16 protein-coding genes and 3 pseudogenes are annotated in these 20,281 nt (G+C 44.8%); 5 read left to right on the forward strand and 14 right to left on the reverse strand.

Annotated features, from left to right (window positions below; translation table 11 throughout):
* Positions 1–502: 502 nt before the first annotated feature.
* Positions 503–718, forward strand: coding sequence for a hypothetical protein (locus A6D97_RS21570; protein WP_029235681.1), 216 nt, complete (start codon positions 503–505; stop codon positions 716–718).
* A 162-nt stretch (positions 719–880) separates the two neighbouring features.
* Here the strand turns inward: A6D97_RS21570 and A6D97_RS12005 are convergent, their stop codons facing one another.
* A complete protein-coding gene (locus tag A6D97_RS12005) occupies positions 881–1,537 on the reverse strand; it encodes a QnrS family quinolone resistance pentapeptide repeat protein (protein WP_065584451.1) in 657 nt (218 codons plus the stop codon).
* Positions 1,538–1,857: 320 nt separating this feature from the next.
* Between A6D97_RS12005 and A6D97_RS12010 the strand changes: the two genes are divergently transcribed.
* Positions 1,858–2,448, forward strand: coding sequence for a TetR/AcrR family transcriptional regulator (locus A6D97_RS12010; RefSeq protein ID WP_065584452.1), 591 nt, complete (start codon positions 1,858–1,860; stop codon positions 2,446–2,448).
* A gap of 136 nt (positions 2,449–2,584) precedes the next feature.
* Here A6D97_RS12010 and A6D97_RS12015 read toward each other — a convergent pair whose 3' ends face one another.
* The 13 genes and pseudogenes from A6D97_RS12015 to A6D97_RS12070 form a co-directional block, all read right to left on the reverse strand.
* On the reverse strand, positions 2,585–3,832 hold the full coding sequence (locus tag A6D97_RS12015; RefSeq protein WP_065584453.1) for an anaerobic sulfatase maturase: 1,248 nt from the start codon (positions 3,830–3,832) through the stop codon (positions 2,585–2,587).
* A gap of 117 nt (positions 3,833–3,949) precedes the next feature.
* A pseudogene (locus A6D97_RS12020) lies at positions 3,950–5,694 on the reverse strand (arylsulfatase).
* A gap of 76 nt (positions 5,695–5,770) precedes the next feature.
* A pseudogene (locus A6D97_RS21840) lies at positions 5,771–5,839 on the reverse strand (sel1 repeat family protein); the annotation flags it as partial.
* A pseudogene (locus A6D97_RS12025) lies at positions 5,835–6,170 on the reverse strand (hypothetical protein); the annotation flags it as partial. The pseudogenes A6D97_RS21840 and A6D97_RS12025, both read right to left, overlap by 5 nt.
* Before the next feature lie 72 nt (positions 6,171–6,242).
* Positions 6,243–7,658, reverse strand: coding sequence for a coniferyl aldehyde dehydrogenase (locus A6D97_RS12030; protein ID WP_065584454.1), 1,416 nt, complete (start codon positions 7,656–7,658; stop codon positions 6,243–6,245).
* A 275-nt stretch (positions 7,659–7,933) separates the two neighbouring features.
* Entirely contained in the window at positions 7,934–8,416 is a 483-nt protein-coding gene (locus tag A6D97_RS12035; RefSeq protein ID WP_065584455.1) for a MarR family transcriptional regulator, read from the reverse strand.
* A 362-nt stretch (positions 8,417–8,778) separates the two neighbouring features.
* Positions 8,779–9,993: a choline ABC transporter ATP-binding protein gene (choV, locus tag A6D97_RS12040; protein WP_065584456.1), complete on the reverse strand. Its 1,215-nt coding sequence runs from the start codon at positions 9,991–9,993 to the stop codon at positions 8,779–8,781.
* A gap of 2 nt (positions 9,994–9,995) precedes the next feature.
* Positions 9,996–10,838 carry a choline ABC transporter permease subunit gene (choW, locus tag A6D97_RS12045; protein ID WP_009845976.1) on the reverse strand — a complete coding sequence of 281 codons (843 nt, stop codon included), beginning with the start codon at positions 10,836–10,838 and terminating at the stop codon, positions 9,996–9,998.
* Positions 10,839–10,933: 95 nt separating this feature from the next.
* Positions 10,934–11,911 carry a choline ABC transporter substrate-binding protein gene (locus A6D97_RS12050; RefSeq protein WP_065584457.1) on the reverse strand — a complete coding sequence of 326 codons (978 nt, stop codon included), beginning with the start codon at positions 11,909–11,911 and terminating at the stop codon, positions 10,934–10,936.
* A gap of 105 nt (positions 11,912–12,016) precedes the next feature.
* Positions 12,017–13,729, reverse strand: coding sequence for a choline dehydrogenase (gene betA, locus A6D97_RS12055; RefSeq protein WP_065584458.1), 1,713 nt, complete (start codon positions 13,727–13,729; stop codon positions 12,017–12,019).
* A 72-nt stretch (positions 13,730–13,801) separates the two neighbouring features.
* Positions 13,802–15,262 (reverse strand): betaine-aldehyde dehydrogenase, encoded by a 1,461-nt coding sequence (gene betB / locus A6D97_RS12060; RefSeq protein WP_017065181.1) that lies wholly within the window; start codon positions 15,260–15,262, stop codon positions 13,802–13,804.
* A gap of 125 nt (positions 15,263–15,387) precedes the next feature.
* Entirely contained in the window at positions 15,388–15,990 is a 603-nt protein-coding gene (betI, locus tag A6D97_RS12065) for a transcriptional regulator BetI (protein ID WP_004732441.1), read from the reverse strand.
* 430 nt (positions 15,991–16,420) lie between these two features.
* Entirely contained in the window at positions 16,421–17,518 is a 1,098-nt protein-coding gene (locus A6D97_RS12070; protein ID WP_017065180.1) for a hypothetical protein, read from the reverse strand.
* A gap of 288 nt (positions 17,519–17,806) precedes the next feature.
* Here A6D97_RS12070 and A6D97_RS12075 point away from each other — a divergent pair, with 288 nt between their 5' ends.
* The 3 genes from A6D97_RS12075 to A6D97_RS12085 all read left to right on the forward strand — a co-directional run bounded on the left by A6D97_RS12075 (position 17,807) and on the right by A6D97_RS12085 (position 20,277).
* Positions 17,807–18,511: a response regulator gene (locus A6D97_RS12075; protein WP_017065179.1), complete on the forward strand. Its 705-nt coding sequence runs from the start codon at positions 17,807–17,809 to the stop codon at positions 18,509–18,511.
* 35 nt (positions 18,512–18,546) lie between these two features.
* A complete protein-coding gene (locus A6D97_RS12080; RefSeq protein WP_029235288.1) occupies positions 18,547–19,866 on the forward strand; it encodes an ATP-binding protein in 1,320 nt (439 codons plus the stop codon).
* Between the two features lie 135 nt (positions 19,867–20,001).
* Positions 20,002–20,277 carry a hypothetical protein gene (locus A6D97_RS12085; RefSeq protein ID WP_017065177.1) on the forward strand — a complete coding sequence of 92 codons (276 nt, stop codon included), beginning with the start codon at positions 20,002–20,004 and terminating at the stop codon, positions 20,275–20,277.
* Positions 20,278–20,281 lie beyond the last annotated feature (4 nt).

The following is a 20,281-nucleotide window of genomic DNA, read 5'->3' on the forward strand; positions in this document are numbered from 1 at the left end:
CTGATCAGATCGTAGGTTCTTGATTTAGTTCCATTGAATTACGCAACAAAGCCTATCATCTCCATCATCTTCGTAGATTGAACCTTGAGTATACCAAACTGAATCTAAGACAAGATTACCGCGCTCTCAATTCGAACACTCTCTTTGATAAATAACATAAAACGAATAACAGGCTCTAGGATGACTCTAATTCGCTTGATAGTTACGCCACCAATACCTGTACGCAAACGGTCTCTTAACAGAACACTCAATAAATGAGTTCTTAAGTCAAAAAACAAAAATTCGAATAATATTTGACTTAGCATTCCAAAGAATACGGAATATTATGATGTTCATTTTGAAAGTTAAAATTCAATAAAAGATCAATAAACTGCTGTTATTTAACTGGTTTAATACTAATTCGACTTAGATCATATTTACAACCAATTGTAACCAATTGTTATTTACAAAATACTCACTAAGAAAATAGAATAAAACCACTAATTTTATACTGGTGTTGAAAATGCGTTACCTTTGGGCTTCATTCTGTCATAAAAATCCAATTCCGGGTCGAATTGTTCATATCCTTGTTATGTTGATAGCGCTAGCTTCTATCACCATTCCATTGATTTCAAAAGACGCCACAACCATCTTAACTTCACTGTGTGCTGCTCTAGTCTGTTTCGTCGTTTTTGTCTTCTTTGCGCTCGCCGACAAAATGCGCTCAGGCATGCATTAATCAACCAATCAGTTCTCTATCACCAAGCATTCTCTTTTTAAAAATTCATTATAAAATGCTGGTTACCAAATACGGAAAAGCCCAAAGTTATTAGCTTTGGGCTTTTCTTCTATAGCGAATTCTTACATATTCCAAATAGCCTGTAGTTAGAAATTACAGCTATCAATCAGGCATCACCACAATACCCATGCTTTCAAGCAGTTGTTCTTGTTGCCACGCGACAATTTTGATTCCTGTTGTATCTACTTTGCGAGGATCTAACCCTTCTAATTCAGCATGGCATAAATTCGCCCCTTGCATACTAAATTGCCCCCATACATCTTCCGAGAACACACCTCGGCTAAGATCAGACTCTTTCAGTGACGCGCCGCCAAGGTAAGTGCCTATCCAACGGTTCTCAAACAGCTCGCACTTCTCTAAACAAGCTTGTTCAAAATTGGCGTATGACAGATTACAGCCCGTAATATACGCAGAGCAAAAATACATGCGATTGCTCACCTGATTGGCAAAATTAGCACGAGTAAAGTTCGCCCCTTTCAAGTCGCATTCACGTAGCTCAATCCCATAGCAATTCGCGTTACTAAAGTTCGCCATCGCCAACTGACAATTCTGAAAACTTGCATCTCGTAAGTCGGCAACATCAAAGTGGCATCCCTCAATATCGCCTTGTTCAATAAACTTACAGTTAATAAACGTTGCATCACGTAAGTTCGAACGTCTGAAATCACAACGGATAAACGTACAGGCTGTAAATGTAAGCTCTGATAAGTCTTGCTGAGCAAAACTGTGGTGATGATAAGTGCTGTTATTGGTGTCCATTTAGCCCCCTAAAGAAATTAAGCTAAGACTATCATTGCGATCTCAAGAAAACACCAAATTAAAAACCAACAAAAACAGCAACTTAAAACACCCCGATTTGGCCATTTTAAGGCACCAAACAAGCTCTTTAAGGTTATTATTTTCGTTTTATAGCATGCGCTTATCTTGAAAAAAGTTTTGTCGCTTAGAAGTGCCAATAAGAGAAAAAGTTACTTTGACGAAACGAGTCAATTATTGACCGCGTCCTAACGCGCTAGACTGGACGGTTGGTATGTTGCTCGTTACACTATTCCTCATTCTCAGCATAAAGAGTAAGAACAATGAAAGACATGCGACAAGCTATGCTCGATGCAGGATTTAGCCTTATTAATGAACACGGGTTTGCTGGTGTTGGCCTGATGAAGATCATCAACCAAGCGGAAGGCACGAAGGGTTCTTTTTACCACTACTTTAAATCCAAAGAGCACTTTGGTGAGATCCTTCTTACTAACTACTTTGATGAGCATCTCGCTAAGCTGGATGACTTTTTAAGTGATGAATCGCTTTCTCGTCGTGATCGCGTTAAAGCCTATTTCGAGTTTTGGTGTGCATCGAAACTGACTGAAGACTTCAATATCCAATGTCTTGTCGTAAAACTGGCGGGAGAAGTAGCTGGATCTGAAAACCCGTTGCAATCGACCATGGCTGAAGGCGCGGAAAAGATCATCCTGCGTATGGCGAAGCTGTTTGAAGAAGGCAATGAGGCCGGTGATTTCACTATCGCAGAGCCCGAATCGCTGTCTCGAATGCTTTATGGCCTATGGCTAGGCTCAACGCTCATGGCCGCCATGCAGCGTAACCGTTCGATTCTAAACAATGCCATGGAAGAGACTCTTCTCGCCATGAGCCCAGCCCAAGAATCGGCTGACTAGATATACCCGTTACCAAATACCAGAAACCAGAAACCAGAAACCAGAAACCAGAAACCAGAAACCAAAAGGCTCGCATAATTTAGCGAGCCTTCTATCTTACTGTAAATTTTGATTAAATCGATTCACGCTTACTCCGTTACCCCAGACGAGACGCAATATTATTGGCTTTGAGTAAGCCCTTAATAACCGGGTCGATATGCTTGAAGAAGCTCAGCCATCCTTCACAGAGATAATTTACCCCTGCCTCACCATCGCGGCTTTTGATGATGCGGTTTTTGGGGCACTCGCCATGGCATGCGAATTTAAACTCACAGGCTTGGCATTGTTTCGGCAGAGACTTCTGTTTGGCGAACCCAAAACTCTGCTGCTTTGGCGAAAAGGCTAAAGTTGAAAGTGCTTGTTCCTGAATATTACCTAACTGAAATTCAGGAAATACATAATGGTCACATGAGTACACATCGCCATTGGGCTCAACCGCTAACCCTTTGCCGCAGATCTCACTCAGCGTGCACATGGTGCTTTCTCTGCCCATCCATACACCGACAAAATTTTCAAAGTACGGCACTAACACTCGACCAAAATCGTGTTCAAACCACTCATCAAAAACGGTAGTGAGGAATTGTCCCCATTGCGCAGAGCCGACACTCCACGGTTCAACCTCGCCTGATACGGGAATGATCGCTTGTTGGTTACTCAACCATTTATTGTTGGTGTGAGCTTCGCGCTTATCGACCACAGGAATAAACTGCAACTGCTTCGAACCCACTTCATCGCGTAGAAAGCGATAGACCTCTAACGGATACTTTCCTGTCACATCATTCACGCAGGTTAGGGTCGCGAACTCGACGTTATGTTGCTTCAAGTAGCGAATGCCGCGCATTGTTTGAGAGAAAGTTCCTTTGCCTGCACGGTTGGTTCGGTAGTGATTGTGTAAGTGCTCTGGGCCGTCAATACTCACACCAATGATAAAGTCATTCTTCTTGAAGAACTCACACCACGCATCATTCAGTAACGTGCCGTTGGTTTGAAGGTCATTGCTGATCTTGCTGTAGCTAGGGCAATATTTTTTCTGCAGTGCGACCACCTTTTTAAAATATTCAATCCCCAATAAAGTAGGTTCTCCACCATGCCAAGAAAAGATGATTTCAGGTGTATTCTGCCCTTCTATATATTGCTTGATATAACGCTCTAACAGAGCTTCATCCATCGTATATTGAGAGCCTTTTGGGTATTCAAGCAGCTGTTGTTTTTCTAAGTAATAACAGTAGGTGCAACTGATATTACACACCGCCCCAATGGGTTTTGCTAACGCCTGAAGTTTGCTGTGTGCTTTGCCATTGAACTGCGGAACTGAACTCAAATTTGATAGCGATAATGTCGTCATGAAGAGTGCCTCGATGTAAAAGTTATTATATTAGCCAAAACAATTCGTAATTCCTTTACACGGTGTTCATCGGCCAACCAAGCTTGATGGCATTAGGTTGGCCGAGTGGTTTTTCCTCTATTTCACGTTTTCAAACGGGTTCCACGCTTCGTCAACCGGGACGATATTTTGCGCTTTTTCGTATTCTTGATATTCAGCGACCATTTCAAGGAACAGATCTGGCATTTCATTTCTCAAGTCATGTTGCTCAGCTGGATCTTTCTTGGTGTTGTATAAGTGCCACTCACTGTCACCGCCCATTCCCGTAGAAATTCGGATGATCTTATGATCACCTTTAAGCAGAATTCCGCTACCAAACAATTCAAATGGAATCGCATTGTTGGCACTGTGCACGTCTGCCGTTTCCCCTTTGAAGTAAGGCAACAAGCTCACACCACTCATCGGCGCCACTTCTCGACCTTGATATTCGGTTCCTGGATGATCGACCTCTGCAATCTCAAGAATCGTGGCTGCAATGTCCTTCACTTGGGATAAGTCGTTTGTCTGAGTTCCCGGTTGCAACGCATCTTCACCGCCTAAAAGCGCTTTGGCTGGCTTAACGATAAATGGCACACGGATACCGCCCTCTGCTGTGTAAGCTTTGTACCAAGATAGGCCACCGGTTGAAGCGCTTGCCCACTCAGGACCAAGTGACACACTGGAGTTCGCCTTACCCAAGTTTTCAGTCGAATTATCGAAATGATGAGCAGTCCACGTTCGGATCAAATCACTGATATTTTCACCGGTAATATCCGCCGCTTCTGGGCCGTTATCCGCTAGGTACATGATGTAGGTATTGTCGTATTCGCCGATTTCTTTCAGGTAATCGACTATCTGGCCGACTTGTTGGTCCTGCATCTCCATCATGCCCATCGCCACAGCCATGTTCTTGCCGTACCACTTTTGTTCTTTCTCAGAAAGCGAGTCCCAAGGGCGGCTTAATGAATTACGTCCTGAAATGTCAGCCTCTTTTGGAATCACGCCCATCTCTTTCATGCGTTCGAAACGATCTTCTCGAACCGAGTCCCAACCATGTTCAACGTAGTAATCGACTTTATCTTGATAGGCAGACTCAGGCGCTTGCAGTGGCAGGTGAATACCGGTGAATGGGACGTAAGCGAAGAAAGGCTTACCGTCGTCTTTTTTGCTGTCGATCATCTTGATGATCTCGTTGGTGTAAACTTGGTCTGAGTATTCGCCTTTGTATTTATCCTCAACCACTTCACCGTTGCGGTAAGTTGGCTCAACTTCGACGCCGGGAATATCGCCTTTTTGCAGCGCATCAGCTGTCGCAGCATTTTTGGCAGGGAACATCATATCTCGATTAAAATGATTCGAACCGCCAGCTAAAATGCCATAACTTTCAGAGAAACCCCGGTCATCAGGTAAAAAACCATCTTCATGACCTAAATGCCATTTACCCGATAAATAGGTGTTGTAGCCACTCTCTTTAAGTAACGTAGCTACCGTTACGCCCTTTTTGGTGAGATAACCTTCATAGCCTGGCTTACCAATAGCTCCCGGATAGACGGCATAGTCGAAGGTGCCTAGCCCAACCTCGTGGCTATTTGCTCCGGTTAACATCATAGAGCGCGTTACCGATGAGGTTGGTGACGCGTGAAAGTTAGTAAACTTAACCCCTCTTCAGCCAGCGCCATTAGGTTTGGGGTATCCGCTTCTGAGCCATAAGGCTGAGTATCGGCAAAGCCCACATCATCGCCAACAATAACAACAATATTCGGTTTTTCTGATTCAGCCGCAAGAGCAGCACTGCTTGCCGCGGCCATTGCAGTGAAGACTAACGATTTCTTGAATGTCTGCATAAGACGTTCTCCAATTTCTGCGAATAACTTTTTCTGAGGCTAACCTTTCTGTGATTAACCTGAGTTAGGATTTGAATTAGTGCGCGGCTTGCGACATCCAATGTAATAAGTCGAGCGCGGGGTCATACTCTTGAGTTGCTGCCATAGAACCACTCATAATCGTTGATACACACGTTGTATAAGAAGATGCCAACAAACATCGACTTCTCAAATGCGCTGTAAATCATGGTTGAGGTACGCAGCGATTTGTACTTCGCCGAGAACATCAACAACACACCAATACAGCCAACCACCACACCCCAGTGTTGATAAGTACCGAGCAAATACTCTTTGTTTTCCATCATGGTATCGTTGTACGAGAACAGCGTCTGCATACTCCAATCAGGCGCTAGGAAAGTGGAAAAAGCCGTCGCCGTTAAGAAACCTGTAATCATCAAATACGATTTGATCGTACGTTCAAAAAAACGTTCCAACATAAAAGTAACCTCTTAAAATAATTTCGTGAAAATAACTTTTTGAAAAATAAACAGTGTCATACCAACAGTGATTTACTGGCCAAGCATGCCCATCACTGCGGTTTTTAATTCGTTGTCTTCTTTTGAAAACAGATGCTTAACGCGGTGATCTAAACCTGTTTCCAACACAGTTTTAGCGTGAGAGAAAGTGATAAACCCTTCTTTACCGTGATAATTGCCCTGGCCTGATTCGCCAATGCCACCAAACGGCGCGTCATCAACCGCTAAATGGAAAACACAGTCATTAATACACATGCCACCGGAGTGAACTTGGTGCTTAACCTGAGCCTGTAAACTCAAATCAAAGCTCATCAGGTAGAGTGCTAACGGCCTTGGTTTGCTATTGATGACTTGGAACGCCTCTTCGACATTGCGATACGTAATCAAAGGTAATAATGGGCCGAAAATTTCTTCGTTCATCACCTTGGATGACAGGCTTGGTTCAACGATCAAATGTGTCACCAACCGATGAGTATTTAGGTCCATCGATTCGTCATGGCAAGCAACGATTCGTGTCCCAGCTTCCTGCTCTTCATTCAACAGACCAGCAATACGATCACATTGGCGAGGGTTAATGAGCGAGGTTAAACCCTCAGAGTAGATCCCTTCATCAAACAGCTGTTGGTATTGTTTTTTGTACTCCAGAATGAAGGCTTCGAGCTTATCTTCAGGGAGTAGCACGTAATCTGGAGCGACACATACTTGGCCGTTGTTTAAGCTTTTACCATAAATAATTCGCTCTACCGCAATATCGATCGGCATGTCTTCTGCCACGATAACCGGTGACTTACCGCCTAGCTCTAGCGTGACTGGAGTTAGCGTGTCAGCCGCTGACCTCATCACTTGGCGACCCACTTGGGTTGACCCCGTAAACAGAAGATGATCAAACGGCAACGCCGAAAATGCGGCTGCGATTTCTACCTCACCTTCAACCAAGCACACCTCATCGGCATGGAAAACTTCCGCCAATAGCGCTGTTAATACTTGGTTCGTCGCTGGGGTAAATTCGCTCATCTTGATCATGGCGCGATTTCCCGCAGCCAGCGCCGAAATAAGTGGGCCGACGGATAACATGATCGGGAAATTCCACGGAGCAATAATCCCGACGACGCCTTTGGGTTGATAAACCACTTCAACACGAGAGGTTGAAAGCAATGGGCCGGAATGACGAATCGAAGATGTCGACCAATGAGGTAAACACTCAATGCTGTGATCAATATTTCCGATACAAGGCAATATGTCAGCCATCAAAGTGTCTTGTCGGCTGCGTTGACCATAGTCCTTACTCACGGCTACACACAAACGATCTGTGTAATCGATTAGCGCAGATTTAAGTGCGAGCAGCTGCTCAATTCTCTCCGATATCGCTGGCATCGGTTTCTGTGCAAAAGCTCCCTGCATGCTGTTCAACGTCATGGTCATTTGTGTTGGCGTCAATTCGTGTTTCATACATCACCTCGTGGTTAAGATGAGCACACAACAATACACAACAGACCGGTCGGTCTAGTATTTTATTGTCAGAGAATCGTCAATGGAGTTTTGATGACAATCCAATGAGGCGGCTACAAACGGGGCAAAAAGTCAGGGGAATTTAAAATAAGAAGGCGTAACTAACACGCAGGGCAAATAGAGATTTTAAATGGCAGGATCAAAAATGGCCGCTTAGTGCGACCATTTGACAATTATTTAAGTTGTTGTTCTAAATAAACAATTTATAAATAAGGTTAGCTCTTGGCTACGTTTGCAATGCCTTCAAGTTGAAGTACTGGAGCGGCGTCGATGTCTTCTGCGTTCATCATTGATGATACTCGCTGCATCGAAGAAAGCAGTAAGCTTTGCTCCCACGTCTCTAGGTTTTGGAATTTTTTAACGAAGTTATCTTGCAGCGGCGGTGGCGCATTGTTTAGCAACTCTTGACCTTTTTCAGTCAGGTTCGCGTGTACTTTACGGCGGTCCGATGAACTGCGTACTCGTTGTACATAGCCATTTAACTCAAGACGGTCGATGATCGTCGTCGTCGTTGCTTGGCTTACATTGGTCTGATTAGACAATTCTTTGATCGTCACATTACCCATTTCTTGGATTGCTCTCATTAAGATTAATTGAGGGCCAGTCAAACCATACTCTTTACTCAGCTTCTTCGAGTGTAAATCGATAGCGCGAATAATTTGGCGAATAGCGACCAGGATTTCGTCATGTTTGTCCAAGATGCAGACCTTTGTACTAATATACTGTGAATGGTTTTACAGCGTCGAAGCGATGAAATGTCTCGAGTGATTACGTCACGCGCGCTCGAATTACACTGTAAATTGATAAATTACTTCATTGATTTTTCCGCATTGTACTGATGTTCATACTATTCTCAATCTTTTCTATACCACTAAACTTGCGTGGTACGGCACTTTTGCTTAATGAAGGGGGAATGAAAGCTTCAATGAAGACAAAAATAATGAACCAGAGAATACAAACTCAAAGAATAATATATTTTAATAATCATAGAGGTAGAGAGATTTAATCCTCTCCACCCAATAAAAAACCAGCCTCAATAGCTAAGCTGAAAAACGAAATTTTACGCAGCGGTATTCATCTGAAAGTTACCCGTTAGCGCGTTGTAAAACTCGCTGTTATCCAAAATCCCTACCAATTGATTATTTTCAACCAACAGAATTGGGTGGTTACTGATCTGCTTAAGCTTAATCGCATCACGCATACCAATCTCCGGGCTTGTCACTACCACACTAGACGCGTTAATCGCGGTTAGGTCGTCAGACTCGCTCCACTCAACAAGCGCCAAGGTAGGTTCACCTTTCACCGATAAAGCACCTTCATTCTGTTCAATCCAGAGATCTTTAGAATCGCAGATCTTCCAGCTTTCATTCTCTTGCGTCAGTGAATCAAGAGGCTGCATTAAAGAACGACCTTTAAGCACATTCAATGGATTGGTGTGAGCAACGAAGTCTTTTACGTATTCGGTTTTTGGCGTCAGTACGATCTCTTCAGGCTTACCGTGTTGAATCAGTTTGCCTGACTCCATGATCGCAATGTTATTACCAATCTTCAGCGCTTCGTCTAAATCATGACTCACGAACAAAATCGTTTTGTTAAGCTTGTTTTGCAATAAAATTAGCTCATCTTGCAACTGAGCACGAATCAGTGGATCAAGCGCCGAAAACGGTTCATCCATCAACAGAATGTCGGTGTCCATTGCAAACGCACGCGCCAAACCAACACGTTGCTGCATGCCGCCAGAAAGCTCATGTGGAAATTTGGTTTCCCACTCTGCCAAACCCACCATTTCAAGCTGTTCACGCGCTTTAGCACGACGAACATCTTTCGCTACACCCTGCATTTCAAGACCAAACGCCACGTTATCTAACACGTTTAACCAAGGCATTAGGGCAAATTTTTGGAACACCATAGAAACGCGGTGAGTACGAAGATGACGCAAGGTCGCTTCGTCGCACTGTTCACCTAAATCAACCTGCTTGTCTCCATCTTTGATCGCCAATGAGCCACGGCTGATCTCATTCAGGCCGTTAACTGCGCGAAGCAAAGATGATTTACCAGAACCAGACAACCCCATCAGCACACAAATCTCGCCTTCTTCAACGGTCAGCGACACATTATCTACGCCAACCACTTGGCCAGTCTCATCAATGATCTCTTGGCGAGTTTTACCTTGGTCGAGTAGCTCAAGCGCTTGTTTCGATTTATTACCAAACACAACATCGAGATTCTTAATGGTAATCGCGTCCATTGTCTTTTTTTCCTGAGAGTTAGACATGATTAAGCTTCCTTCTGGTTTGGTGTTTTGCACAAGCGGTCAAGGATGATTGCGACTAATACAATCGCTAATCCAGCTTCAAAACCTTGTGAGATGTTCACTGTGTTCAATGCTCGAACAACAGGTTTACCAAGTCCGTCAGCTCCGACAAGGGCGGCGATAACCACCATCGAAAGCGACAACATAATACATTGAGTTACACCCGCCATAATGCTTGGTAAAGCCGCCGGTAATTCCACTTTCATCAGCAATTTCATGCGGCTTGCACCAAACGCTTTACCCGCTTCAATCAACTCTTCAGGCACTTTGGTGACACCTAAGTAGGTCAAACGAATTGGCGCGGCAATGGCAAATATGATGGTCGAGATTAAGCCAGGAACGATGCCCAAACCGAATAAAACCAAAGTCGGAATCAGATACACAAACGTTGGAACCGTCTGCATTAAATCAAGAATGGGTCTAAGCACCGTATATAACCAAGGGCGATGCGCAGCCATGATGCCAACCGGTACGCCAATTAATACGGAAATCGTTGTCGCCGCAAAGACGAGAACAAAGGTTTCCAGCATTTCTTGCCAATAGCCGAGGTTAAGAATAGTCAGCAGTGCTGCGACCACAAAGATCACCAGCGAAGGTTTACGGTGTAAGTACCATGCAATCGCAGCAGTCATCACGATTGGCAGTGCAGGCGGCATCCACTTAAATACATCGACTAAAAACATAATGACGGTTTCTAGAAAAATCGAAATAGCGTCAAAGAATCCTGCTGCATTGATTGTTAGCCAATCAACACCCGCTTCCATCCATTGTCCGACAGGGATTTTGTTTTCCGTAATAAAATTCACAATATTGCCTTTTATTATGGGTGGGCTACTTCAAACCAATCGATAAATTGGCAAGCCCACCTTTATTATTTATGTAGCTGTTGAGATAGGTAGAACTAAGCTTTAACTTGCTTTAGGTATTCAGTAACGGCTTGAGTCGCTGATTCACCTTTATGCGTTTTTACGTTGTCTAACCAAGCTTCAACTTGTTGAGGGTTCTTGTTCAACCATTGTTGAGCCGCTTTTTCTGGCTTCACTTTTTGGTTAAGAATCTCTTCCATCAACTGGTTTTCCATCTCAAGAGTGAATTCTAGGTTTTGTAGAAGTTGACCGACGTTTGCACACTCAGACAGGTAGTTTGAACGAACGTTGGTGTAAACATTCGCGCCGCCGTAGTTAGGGCCGAAGAAGTCGTCACCGCCAGAAAGGTATTCCATTTCAACATTGCTGTTCATTGGGTGCGGAGCCCAACCAAGGTAAACAATCCACTGGCTACGACGAGCAGCGCGAGATACTTGCGATACCATGCCCGCTTCACTTGATTCCACTAGGCTGAAATCTTTCAAGCCAAACGCGTCAGAATCAATCATTGATTGGATTAAGCGGTTGCCATCGTTACCCGGCTCAATACCGTAGATGCGGTCTTTAAACTTGTCGGCATGTTTTGCTAGGTCTGCGAAGCTTTTTACGCCAGAGTCGTACACATATTTTGGTACAGCTAGTGTGTATTTTGCGCCTTCAAGGTTGGCACGAACGGTTTCAACCGTGCCCGCTTCACGGTACTTAGCAATATCGCCTTCCATAGTTGGCATCCAGTTACCTAGGAATACATCAATATCGCCGTTCGCCATTGAAGAGTAAGTCACCGGTACTGAAAGTAGGTCGGTTTTGGTTTTGTAACCAAGGCCTTTTAATAGTTCAGAAGTAACGGCGGTTGTTGCGGTAATGTCAGTCCAGCCTACATCAGCGAAGCGAACGTTTTCACATTGCTGCGGTTCTACTGAAGCGTTGGCGTAAGCACTGAACGCGAATGAACTGATTGCTAGCGTTGCGAGCGCCTTTTTTGTAGCGGTTTGTTTATGTTGAGTCGTCATAATGATTCCTTTTTATCTTTCCTTTTTCTGCCCTAACTCATACTCATCGGGGCTGTTTTGCTGACTTTTGACTAATTTTGCTATTTTTATCTCAATAACAGAGGCTTACGCATCTCTTGCTGGTTTATTTATTCTTTGCTTCTCTTCCCACTCAGGTGCAATCCACACTGGAACGTCTTGCGCTTTGAGCATTGGTTTACCCAAAATCAAATCGGATGCGCGCTCGGCAACCATAATGGTCGGGGCATTCAAGTTTCCGTTTGGAATGGTTGGGAAAACAGACGAATCAACGACACGCAGATTATCAATACCGCGAACGCGACACTCTTCATCAAGCACTGCCATTGGATCATCATCAGCGCCCATTTTGCAGCCACATGAAGGGTGGTACGCACTTTCCACGTTCTGTTTAACCCATTCGTCGATTGCTTCATCGGAAGTCACACTTAGACCCGGCTGAATCTCTTCACCTCGGTAAGCATCCATTGCTGGTTGAGACAAAATCTCACGCGTTAGACGAATACAATCGCGCCAATCTTGGCGGTCTTGCTCAGTCGAGATGTAGTTGAAAATGATCTCTGGCTTGGCATGCGGATCAGCAGAAGTGATCGCAACCGTACCGCGACTTTCTGGCTTATTAGGCCCAACGTGTACTTGGAAACCGTGACCATCAAAGGCCGCTTGTCCGTCGTAACGCATCGCTGCTGGCAGGAAGTGATATTGAATGTTTGGCCACTTCAATCCTTTACGAGAGCGAATGAACGCACACGATTCAAAGTGGTTAGTAGCACCCAGACCTTTGCGAGTCAGAATCCATTCCGCGCCAATCATGCCTTTGCTCACCAAGCCAAGCTTGCTGTTGAGTGTGATCGGTTCGTTGCAGTGATATTGGAAGTACACTTCTAGGTGATCTTGAAGGTTTTCACCGACACCGCTTAGTTCGTGTTTAACTTCAACGCCGGCCTTTTCAAGCACGGCTTTCGGGCCGATACCAGAAAGCTGCAGCAGTTGAACAGAACCGATAGAACCCGCAGAAGAGATCACTTCTTTGTTCGCCACAGCCACCTGGGTATTTCCTGACTTTTCAAACTCGACACCGACGGCTTTCAAGCCCGATTGACCATTTGAGTCTTGTGCTTCAAGTAAGAAACGACGCGCCACGATACCTTTCTTCAAGGTCAGGTTTGAACGCTTCAATGCTCGACGTAAATAAGCGTTAGAGGTTGAGGCTCTAACACCCTTGTCTACCGTCATATGCATAGTGCCGAAGCCTTCTTGCTGGTAGCCGTTGTAATCGTTGGTTTCTGGGTAACCAGCGTCTTTACCTGCATCGATGAATGCTTGGTAAAGCGGGTTAAGCTCCATATCGTTACCATTACAAGTGCCGACAGGGCCATTGTCACCACGGTATTCATCACCGCCTTTGTTCCATGATTCAGCGCGGCGGAAGTAAGGCAAGCATGCTTGATAGTTCCAACCCGCTGCACCCTCTTCTTCCCATTGGTCAAAATCACACGCGTGGCCACGAACATAAACCATGCCGTTGATCGATGAGCTGCCGCCTAACACTTTGCCACGTGGGCAGTGCAGTTCACGTCCATCAAGGCCCGGTTCTTTCTCTGTTTCAAATTGCCAAGCGTACTTTTCAGTATTCATTGGGTAAGAAAGCGCGGTTGGCATTTGGATAAAAATACTCTTATCCGTGCCACCAGCTTCCAGTAATAAAACGCTATGTTCACCGCTTTCCGTTAGCCTATCCGCTAACACACAGCCGGCCGAACCCGCGCCGACGATAATATAATCGTAGCGTTGTTCCATGTTTTGATTTCCCTGAGATGAGTCAGTAGGGCTAGCTCTGTTAAGCTAACCCATAAAATTGAGTGTTACGCGTTAGGCATAAGGGCTGGCGTAGTCGCCAAGTTCAATAAGAATGCTCTTAGTCTGCGTATAGTGAAGTAGAGTTTCTGGTCCATTTTCACGGCCAATACCCGAAAGCTTGTAACCGCCAACTGGCATTTCTGCTGGTGAGTCACCCCACGTATTAACCCAACAAATACCCGCCTGCATTTGGTGAATAACACGGTGCGCACGAGAAAGGTTTTGCGTGAACACACCAGCCGCAAGGCCGTATTTGGTGTCGTTTGCACGGCGAATCACATCGTCTTCGTCCGAAAACTTCAACACTGACATCACAGGCCCGAAGATCTCTTGTTGAACGTGAGGCATGTTGTCTTCGCAATCCACAAACACGGTTGGGATAACAAAATTACCGTTTTCGAGGCCGTTGTCTGTCACTTGATAGCCGCCCGTCAGCAGGGTTGCGCCCGACTGTTTAGCTAGCTCAATCGCTTCAAGGACTTTTGAAAGGTGTTCTTTAGAAATCAACGCGCCGATCTGAGTCTCCATGTCCATTGGGTTACCAATGATGAGCTTTTCAGTGCGTGTTTTAAGTTGGTCGATGAAATCGTTGTAGATATTTTCATGAACGTAAACGCGAGTACCGTTAGTACACACTTCGCCTTGGGTGTAGAAGTTAGCCACCATCGAAGCTGAAACTGCATCATCCAATTTCGCATCATCAAACACGATCATCGGTGACTTGCCGCCAAGTTCCATGGTGACTGATTTCAGCGTCTTAGCGCTGTCTGCCATTACCGCTTTACCGGTACCGGTTTCGCCCGTGAACGATACTTTCGCGATATCTGGGTGCGCCGTTAGCATCTGACCAACACGGTAATCGCCCTGAACCACGTTGAACACGCCATCAGGAAGACCAGCTTCGGTAAAGATCTCTGCAAGCTTGAGCGCCGTTAGCGGCGTTTCTTCTGAAGGTTTGAAAATCATCGCGTTACCCGCGGCCAATGCCGGAGCCGATTTCCACATCGCGATTTGAATTGGGTAGTTCCACGCGCCAATGCCCGCACAAATGCCTAGCGGCTCGCGGCGAGTGTAGAAAAATTGAGATTCGCTCAGCGGCTGTTGGTCGCCTTGTAGCGTTGGAGCCAAACCAGCAAAGTATTCAATAACATCAGCGCCAGACGCCACATCCACTTCAATCGCTTCTTGCAGAGGCTTGCCCGTATCAACAACCTCAAGATTTGCAAGGTCATTATTTCGAGCTCTAAGTATTTCCACTGCCTTCAAAAGAATGCGGCTGCGTTCCACAGCGGTCATTGCTGACCATACCGCAAATCCGCGTTTCGCAGATTCAATAGCACTGTCGACATCCGCAGAAGATGCTTGGCCTAACGTCGTGATAGGTTCACCGTTTGCAGGGTTAATGCTATCAAAGGTTTCACCAGAGGTTGCTTTAACCGCTGCGCCATCGATGTATAACGAGTTCATTTCCATTTGAGATTCTGACTTAATTATTGTTATTAGACTCTACTGGTCTATATGTGAGTATTAGGTGCGAATAGTGGTCGTTCTAGCTCTTGCTCTTGCTCTAGCTCAACGTCTAGCGCTACCACTGCGATCTATTTGCTGTGACACGAGTAGAACGTAAGTTGTTTATCTAGATAATCATTGATGATGGCACGCGCCTTTTGAGCATCGATACCATCTGGGTTTAATGTGCCTCTCAGCCACAAACCATCAATCAGAGACGCAATCCCGTGAGCAACGAGATCCGCTTGTTCATGATTCAAAATACCTTTCAACTCAAGACGTAAGTGTGAAATCAAACGTTTTTCATTCACACGTTGCAGTCTTTTCAGCTGCTCGTCATGCATTGAATATGACCAAAATGCCAACCACGCCTTCGCGACCTTATTTTCTGCTTGGTAACCTTCGAAGTTACCATCGATGATCGCGTTAATTCTCTGTTGGTGAGCATCAACAGGAAGTGCTTTTAGTGACGTGGTGATGGTATTGGAAAGTTGGCGAAGGATTTCACGCATGGTCTCTTCTAGCAGCCCATGCTTTCCACCAAAATAGTGATTAATAATGCCAGTGGAGACTCCCGCTTCTTTGCTGATCAACGCAATACTCGCGGCATGCAAACCCACTCGATCAATCACCGTCATGGTGGCTTGAACAAGCTGTGGTTTACGTATATCAGGCATCCCAACCTTCGGCATTTCTTAGTCCTTTTATTTTATATTGAACGTTCAGTTAAATATAAAATGACAGAAATTTAGTTAGGGTTCAAATGATTATTTAAGACAAACTCGTAACAATACAGCATTCAAAACAACAAAAATCACTATGGAACAACAGCTTAAATATCATTCAGAGCACTAACGAAAACAATTAAAGATTTGAGGTGTGATAGTTATTGGTCAAATGTTTTTGCTTAGAAAGTTCAAGAATCAATCAGTGAGAGTCCTTGTAGAAACTTTTTGGGGAGGGAGTGGAAAGGAAGTATCAAGGAATTTTCATACTGAAATTTAAGACAAGGAAATCCACAATCAACACAGGTAACGAATCAAAAAATGAACAAAAAAGGTTGGCGACAACAGCGTCATCACCAACCTTCTCAGTCGTTTCTAATGTTATTGCAAGCCTAAACTACTCAATGCGAGTGATGAAGTCGTATTTATCTGACTCAGCCTTAGTCACCCAGTGTTCGCCAGAAGCCGGAGCAGAATCCAACGTGAAGATATAGAAGTCGATTCCTTTGTCTCCCATTACCTTTTTAAAGTAGGTCGCTTGCTTGCGATGGCTTTCGTTCGTGTATGGGAAGTCTTTGGCTGTTTTATCATCCTCAGCCCAACTGTGCACACCAACCTGCTTATTAAGCTCAATGGCTTTAGTGGTATCTGCTCGTTGCAAAACTCGTGGGTTACCCGCAGCGAAAAGATCCGTGCCGCCAGAGAACACCGACCCCGTAGGCGTTACGATCGTCGTCATGTTGTTACTGTGGATCATGCGCCCGGTGTACATATTGATATCATCGTCAGCGCTGCCACCAATATGGTTGGTAAACTTCAACGTCATCTCACTGCCTTGATACAATTTCACGATATCAAAAAGCTGAGAATAGGTTGATGCGCCTAGAGTGGAAGTAATGCGATCAACAGCGCCAGTCTCGTTGAGCACATCACGGTAAAAAGCGTTGAAAGCAAACGAGGTGGTTATCGTTACCTTGTTCCCACTTTTAGTGTTACTCAGAATGGTAGACCCAAGGCTAGTCACGTATTGAACCAGTTCATTGTGATACTCAAGCTCGACGGGCTTATGAGTATTCGTCGTCGTGTTAATTAACGTGGTGTCATTGCCGATTGAGCGTTGAGCCGCACCACAATCAAACACGTCCAAACCCTTGCTCTCTGTGTAGATACCGCAGCTATCAAATCCTGCATCAGGGAGGTACAGATCCACACTTTGACCTAAACTATCCGCAAGCCTAACCACTTTTTGCTTATCACTAATATCTTCCGCAAACAGAACGATTTCATACTGCACACCGTTGTAATCAAGTTTTATGGATTCTTGGACCTCTTGTCGCTCTTTATACAACTCACCCAGTTTCGCTGATGAAAATACGTAATCCGCTTGAGGTTTTGCTTGCACTTTGGTGGCAGCTTTACCTGAGTTAGAGCTTGAATTACAGCCCGCTAACAGAATCAAAGGTAACGCCAGTAATGCATTTCTATAGTCGTTCATACCGTTATTCCCAAAATGTTTGATGAGAAAATTCTATTGTTTAGCGATGAATTTATCTGTCGTGGAAATGTATGAGAATGTCGAGCCTATTTGAACGATGTTTTTTATTTTCCTATAAATGCCAATTCATCATTGAACTAACTTATAAAGTGTTTAATCATTCGCTTTAGGTATTTGGCGAAGCATCTGAACTTATATGCAATAGCGTATAATCGTAATGGTTCATCACGACGAAGACTCGCTCACCTAATCTCAATAAGTTAAACGCACGACAAGGCTGATAATGGAATGACAAAACCTAAAATGATCATCGTGGAAGACGATTTGAAACTTCAGAAAATGTTGCAGGACTACTTCGTCGCGCAAGATTTTGATGTCACGGTGTTGGACGATGGCAGTGATGCCGCACACACCATCCTCACGGAGCAACCTGACATCGTACTGCTGGATTTGATGCTTCCTGTAACTGATGGACTTACAATCTGCCGACAGACGCGTACGCACTATAAAGGTAAAATCTTGATGCTCACTGCTAGCGATGACGACTTTGACCACGTCGCTGGTTTAGAGACAGGGGCTGATGACTATGTCACCAAGCCAATCAAACCAAGAGTTCTGCTGGCCAGAGTTCGTTCGCTATTACGCCGCCAAGACACCAATACCGCTTCAGTCGATGACTCAGACACCCTTCAGTTCGATCAACTCGTTCTGAAAAACACTTATAAGAAGTGTGAACTTTATGGTGCGGTTTTATCACTCACTGACAGCGAGTTTGACCTACTTTGGTTATTGGCAAGCAACCCAGACACGCCGTTATCTCGTGACTACTTGACGCAAACATTGCGCGGGATTGAGTACGACGGAATAGACCGGACGATTGACAACAAGGTTGTACGTCTAAGGAAGATTTTGGGCGACGACCACACACCAGCAGAGAAAATTCAGACCATTCGCGGTAAAGGCTACTTATTTGTTTCGACCGCCTGGCGTTAACCTCGCTCAATACGAGCGTAATAGAGAGAGCGATTATGCGACGTATCTTTTTGGAGTCCCTATTAGGGCTGTTAGTTTGCTTCATGGCCGGCCTTGTCGCCTACGAGATTAGCGTCTATCAGCTCAATACCGACTACGAATATGTACTGGAAGATTACGAAGCGACTGCCCATCAGCAATTGATCGAAAATATCGCTAAAAATCAGGGTCTTGAAGCTGCTCATCAAGCGATAAACCAATTTGTAGAAACCACACGAAATAAACTGGTTACGTTCAGCCCAGACGATGAAATACCCAGCCCCGTTTCAGAGTTCTTCAGCACGAATCCGAATACCTTTGTTTTTCACGATGATGAACGGGACCTATGGTTTCGCTTAGCAAGCAGTGACAATACCTATCACTACCTCCCCAACAGTGAAGCGTTCGTTAGGCAAAAAATAGAGTTGGAGGATGACCTCATTTGGTTGTTCTTTTTAGCGAGCTTTATCTTATATGGGTTATGTCATCTATTTATTATCTTCCGCCGAGTTAAAAAGCTTGAGGCTGCCACTCTGCGTTTTGCGGAGGGCGATCTCTCGACACGAGCCGAGACTTCAAGTGGTATTGCGATTGGTTCACTGAACAAATCCTTCAACCTAATGGCCGACCGAATTCATCGCTTGGTAGAAAGTAATCGCTCACTCACTAATGCTGTCGCTCATGAACTGCGCACGCCAATATTCCGTATTCAGTGGCAAGCTGAAATGTTGAAAGACACCCAGCTAAACGCAGAGCAAGAAAGCACGATTGAGAGTATTGTCGAAGACACGGAAGAGATGGAAAAGATGGTCGATGAACTATTGTATTACGCCAAACTCGATAGCACTGACCTAGAAAACTTAAAAAAGCCATTAGAGATTCGAGACTTTCTCGACCACGCAATGGCGCGTTGGAACAAAGACACTCAGCTCAACATCGACCTATCGCTACCAGAGCAACCTAGCTCAATAATGGCGGATGAAACGCTATTTAACCGAGCACTAGATAACCTAGTGCGTAACGCAATGAAATTCGCACGCTCACAAGTGTCGATTGCAGCGACCGTGCATCAAGATCAGCTACAGATTGCGGTACACGATGACGGTGATGGTGTGGCTCAAGAACATCAAGCTCGCCTGTTCGATCCCTTTTATGTTGGCGACAAAGCACGTAATAAAGCTAAGAGCGGCCATGGGTTAGGGTTATCTATCGTCGAGAAGATCTGTGCTCAACATAACGCAACTGTGGAAGTGGGTCAGAGCCAAGCCTTAAAGGGTGCAGTATTCACCATAACCATTCAGCTATGTAATGATTCAGCTGACAAACCCATACAGTAACGACAAAACACCTCTGGAATAATGTTCAACATCGGTCGGGAGATGCTGTCTCCCATGAACTTATTAAATCTAGATAATCATGCCACTGCCTTTGTGCCTTGCCATCTAGGTTCCAATCATTCTTAAGGTATTTTTATGAAAAAGTTATTAGTTGTTTTAGGCATTGTTTCTCTAGCGGGTTGTTCTGGTATCAGCCACAACGAAGAAGTGTACACAGCGCACGCAGAGAGCTTCAACATTGTCGGTTTCCAAGTGCCAGGTAACACTCAAGACCGCGCAATGGAATTAGTACCTGAAGGTGCAACGGTTGATACGATTCGCTCAACAAACTCTGATACGAGCTCTGTTCTGGGTATCATCAACCGTATTATCGGTATCGACTACGTACAAGTTGGCGGTAAAAAGCAGTAATTCG

It is taken from the genome of Vibrio sp. ZF57 (assembly GCF_001691235.1).
Classification (GTDB): Bacteria; Pseudomonadota; Gammaproteobacteria; order Enterobacterales; family Vibrionaceae; genus Vibrio; species Vibrio crassostreae_C.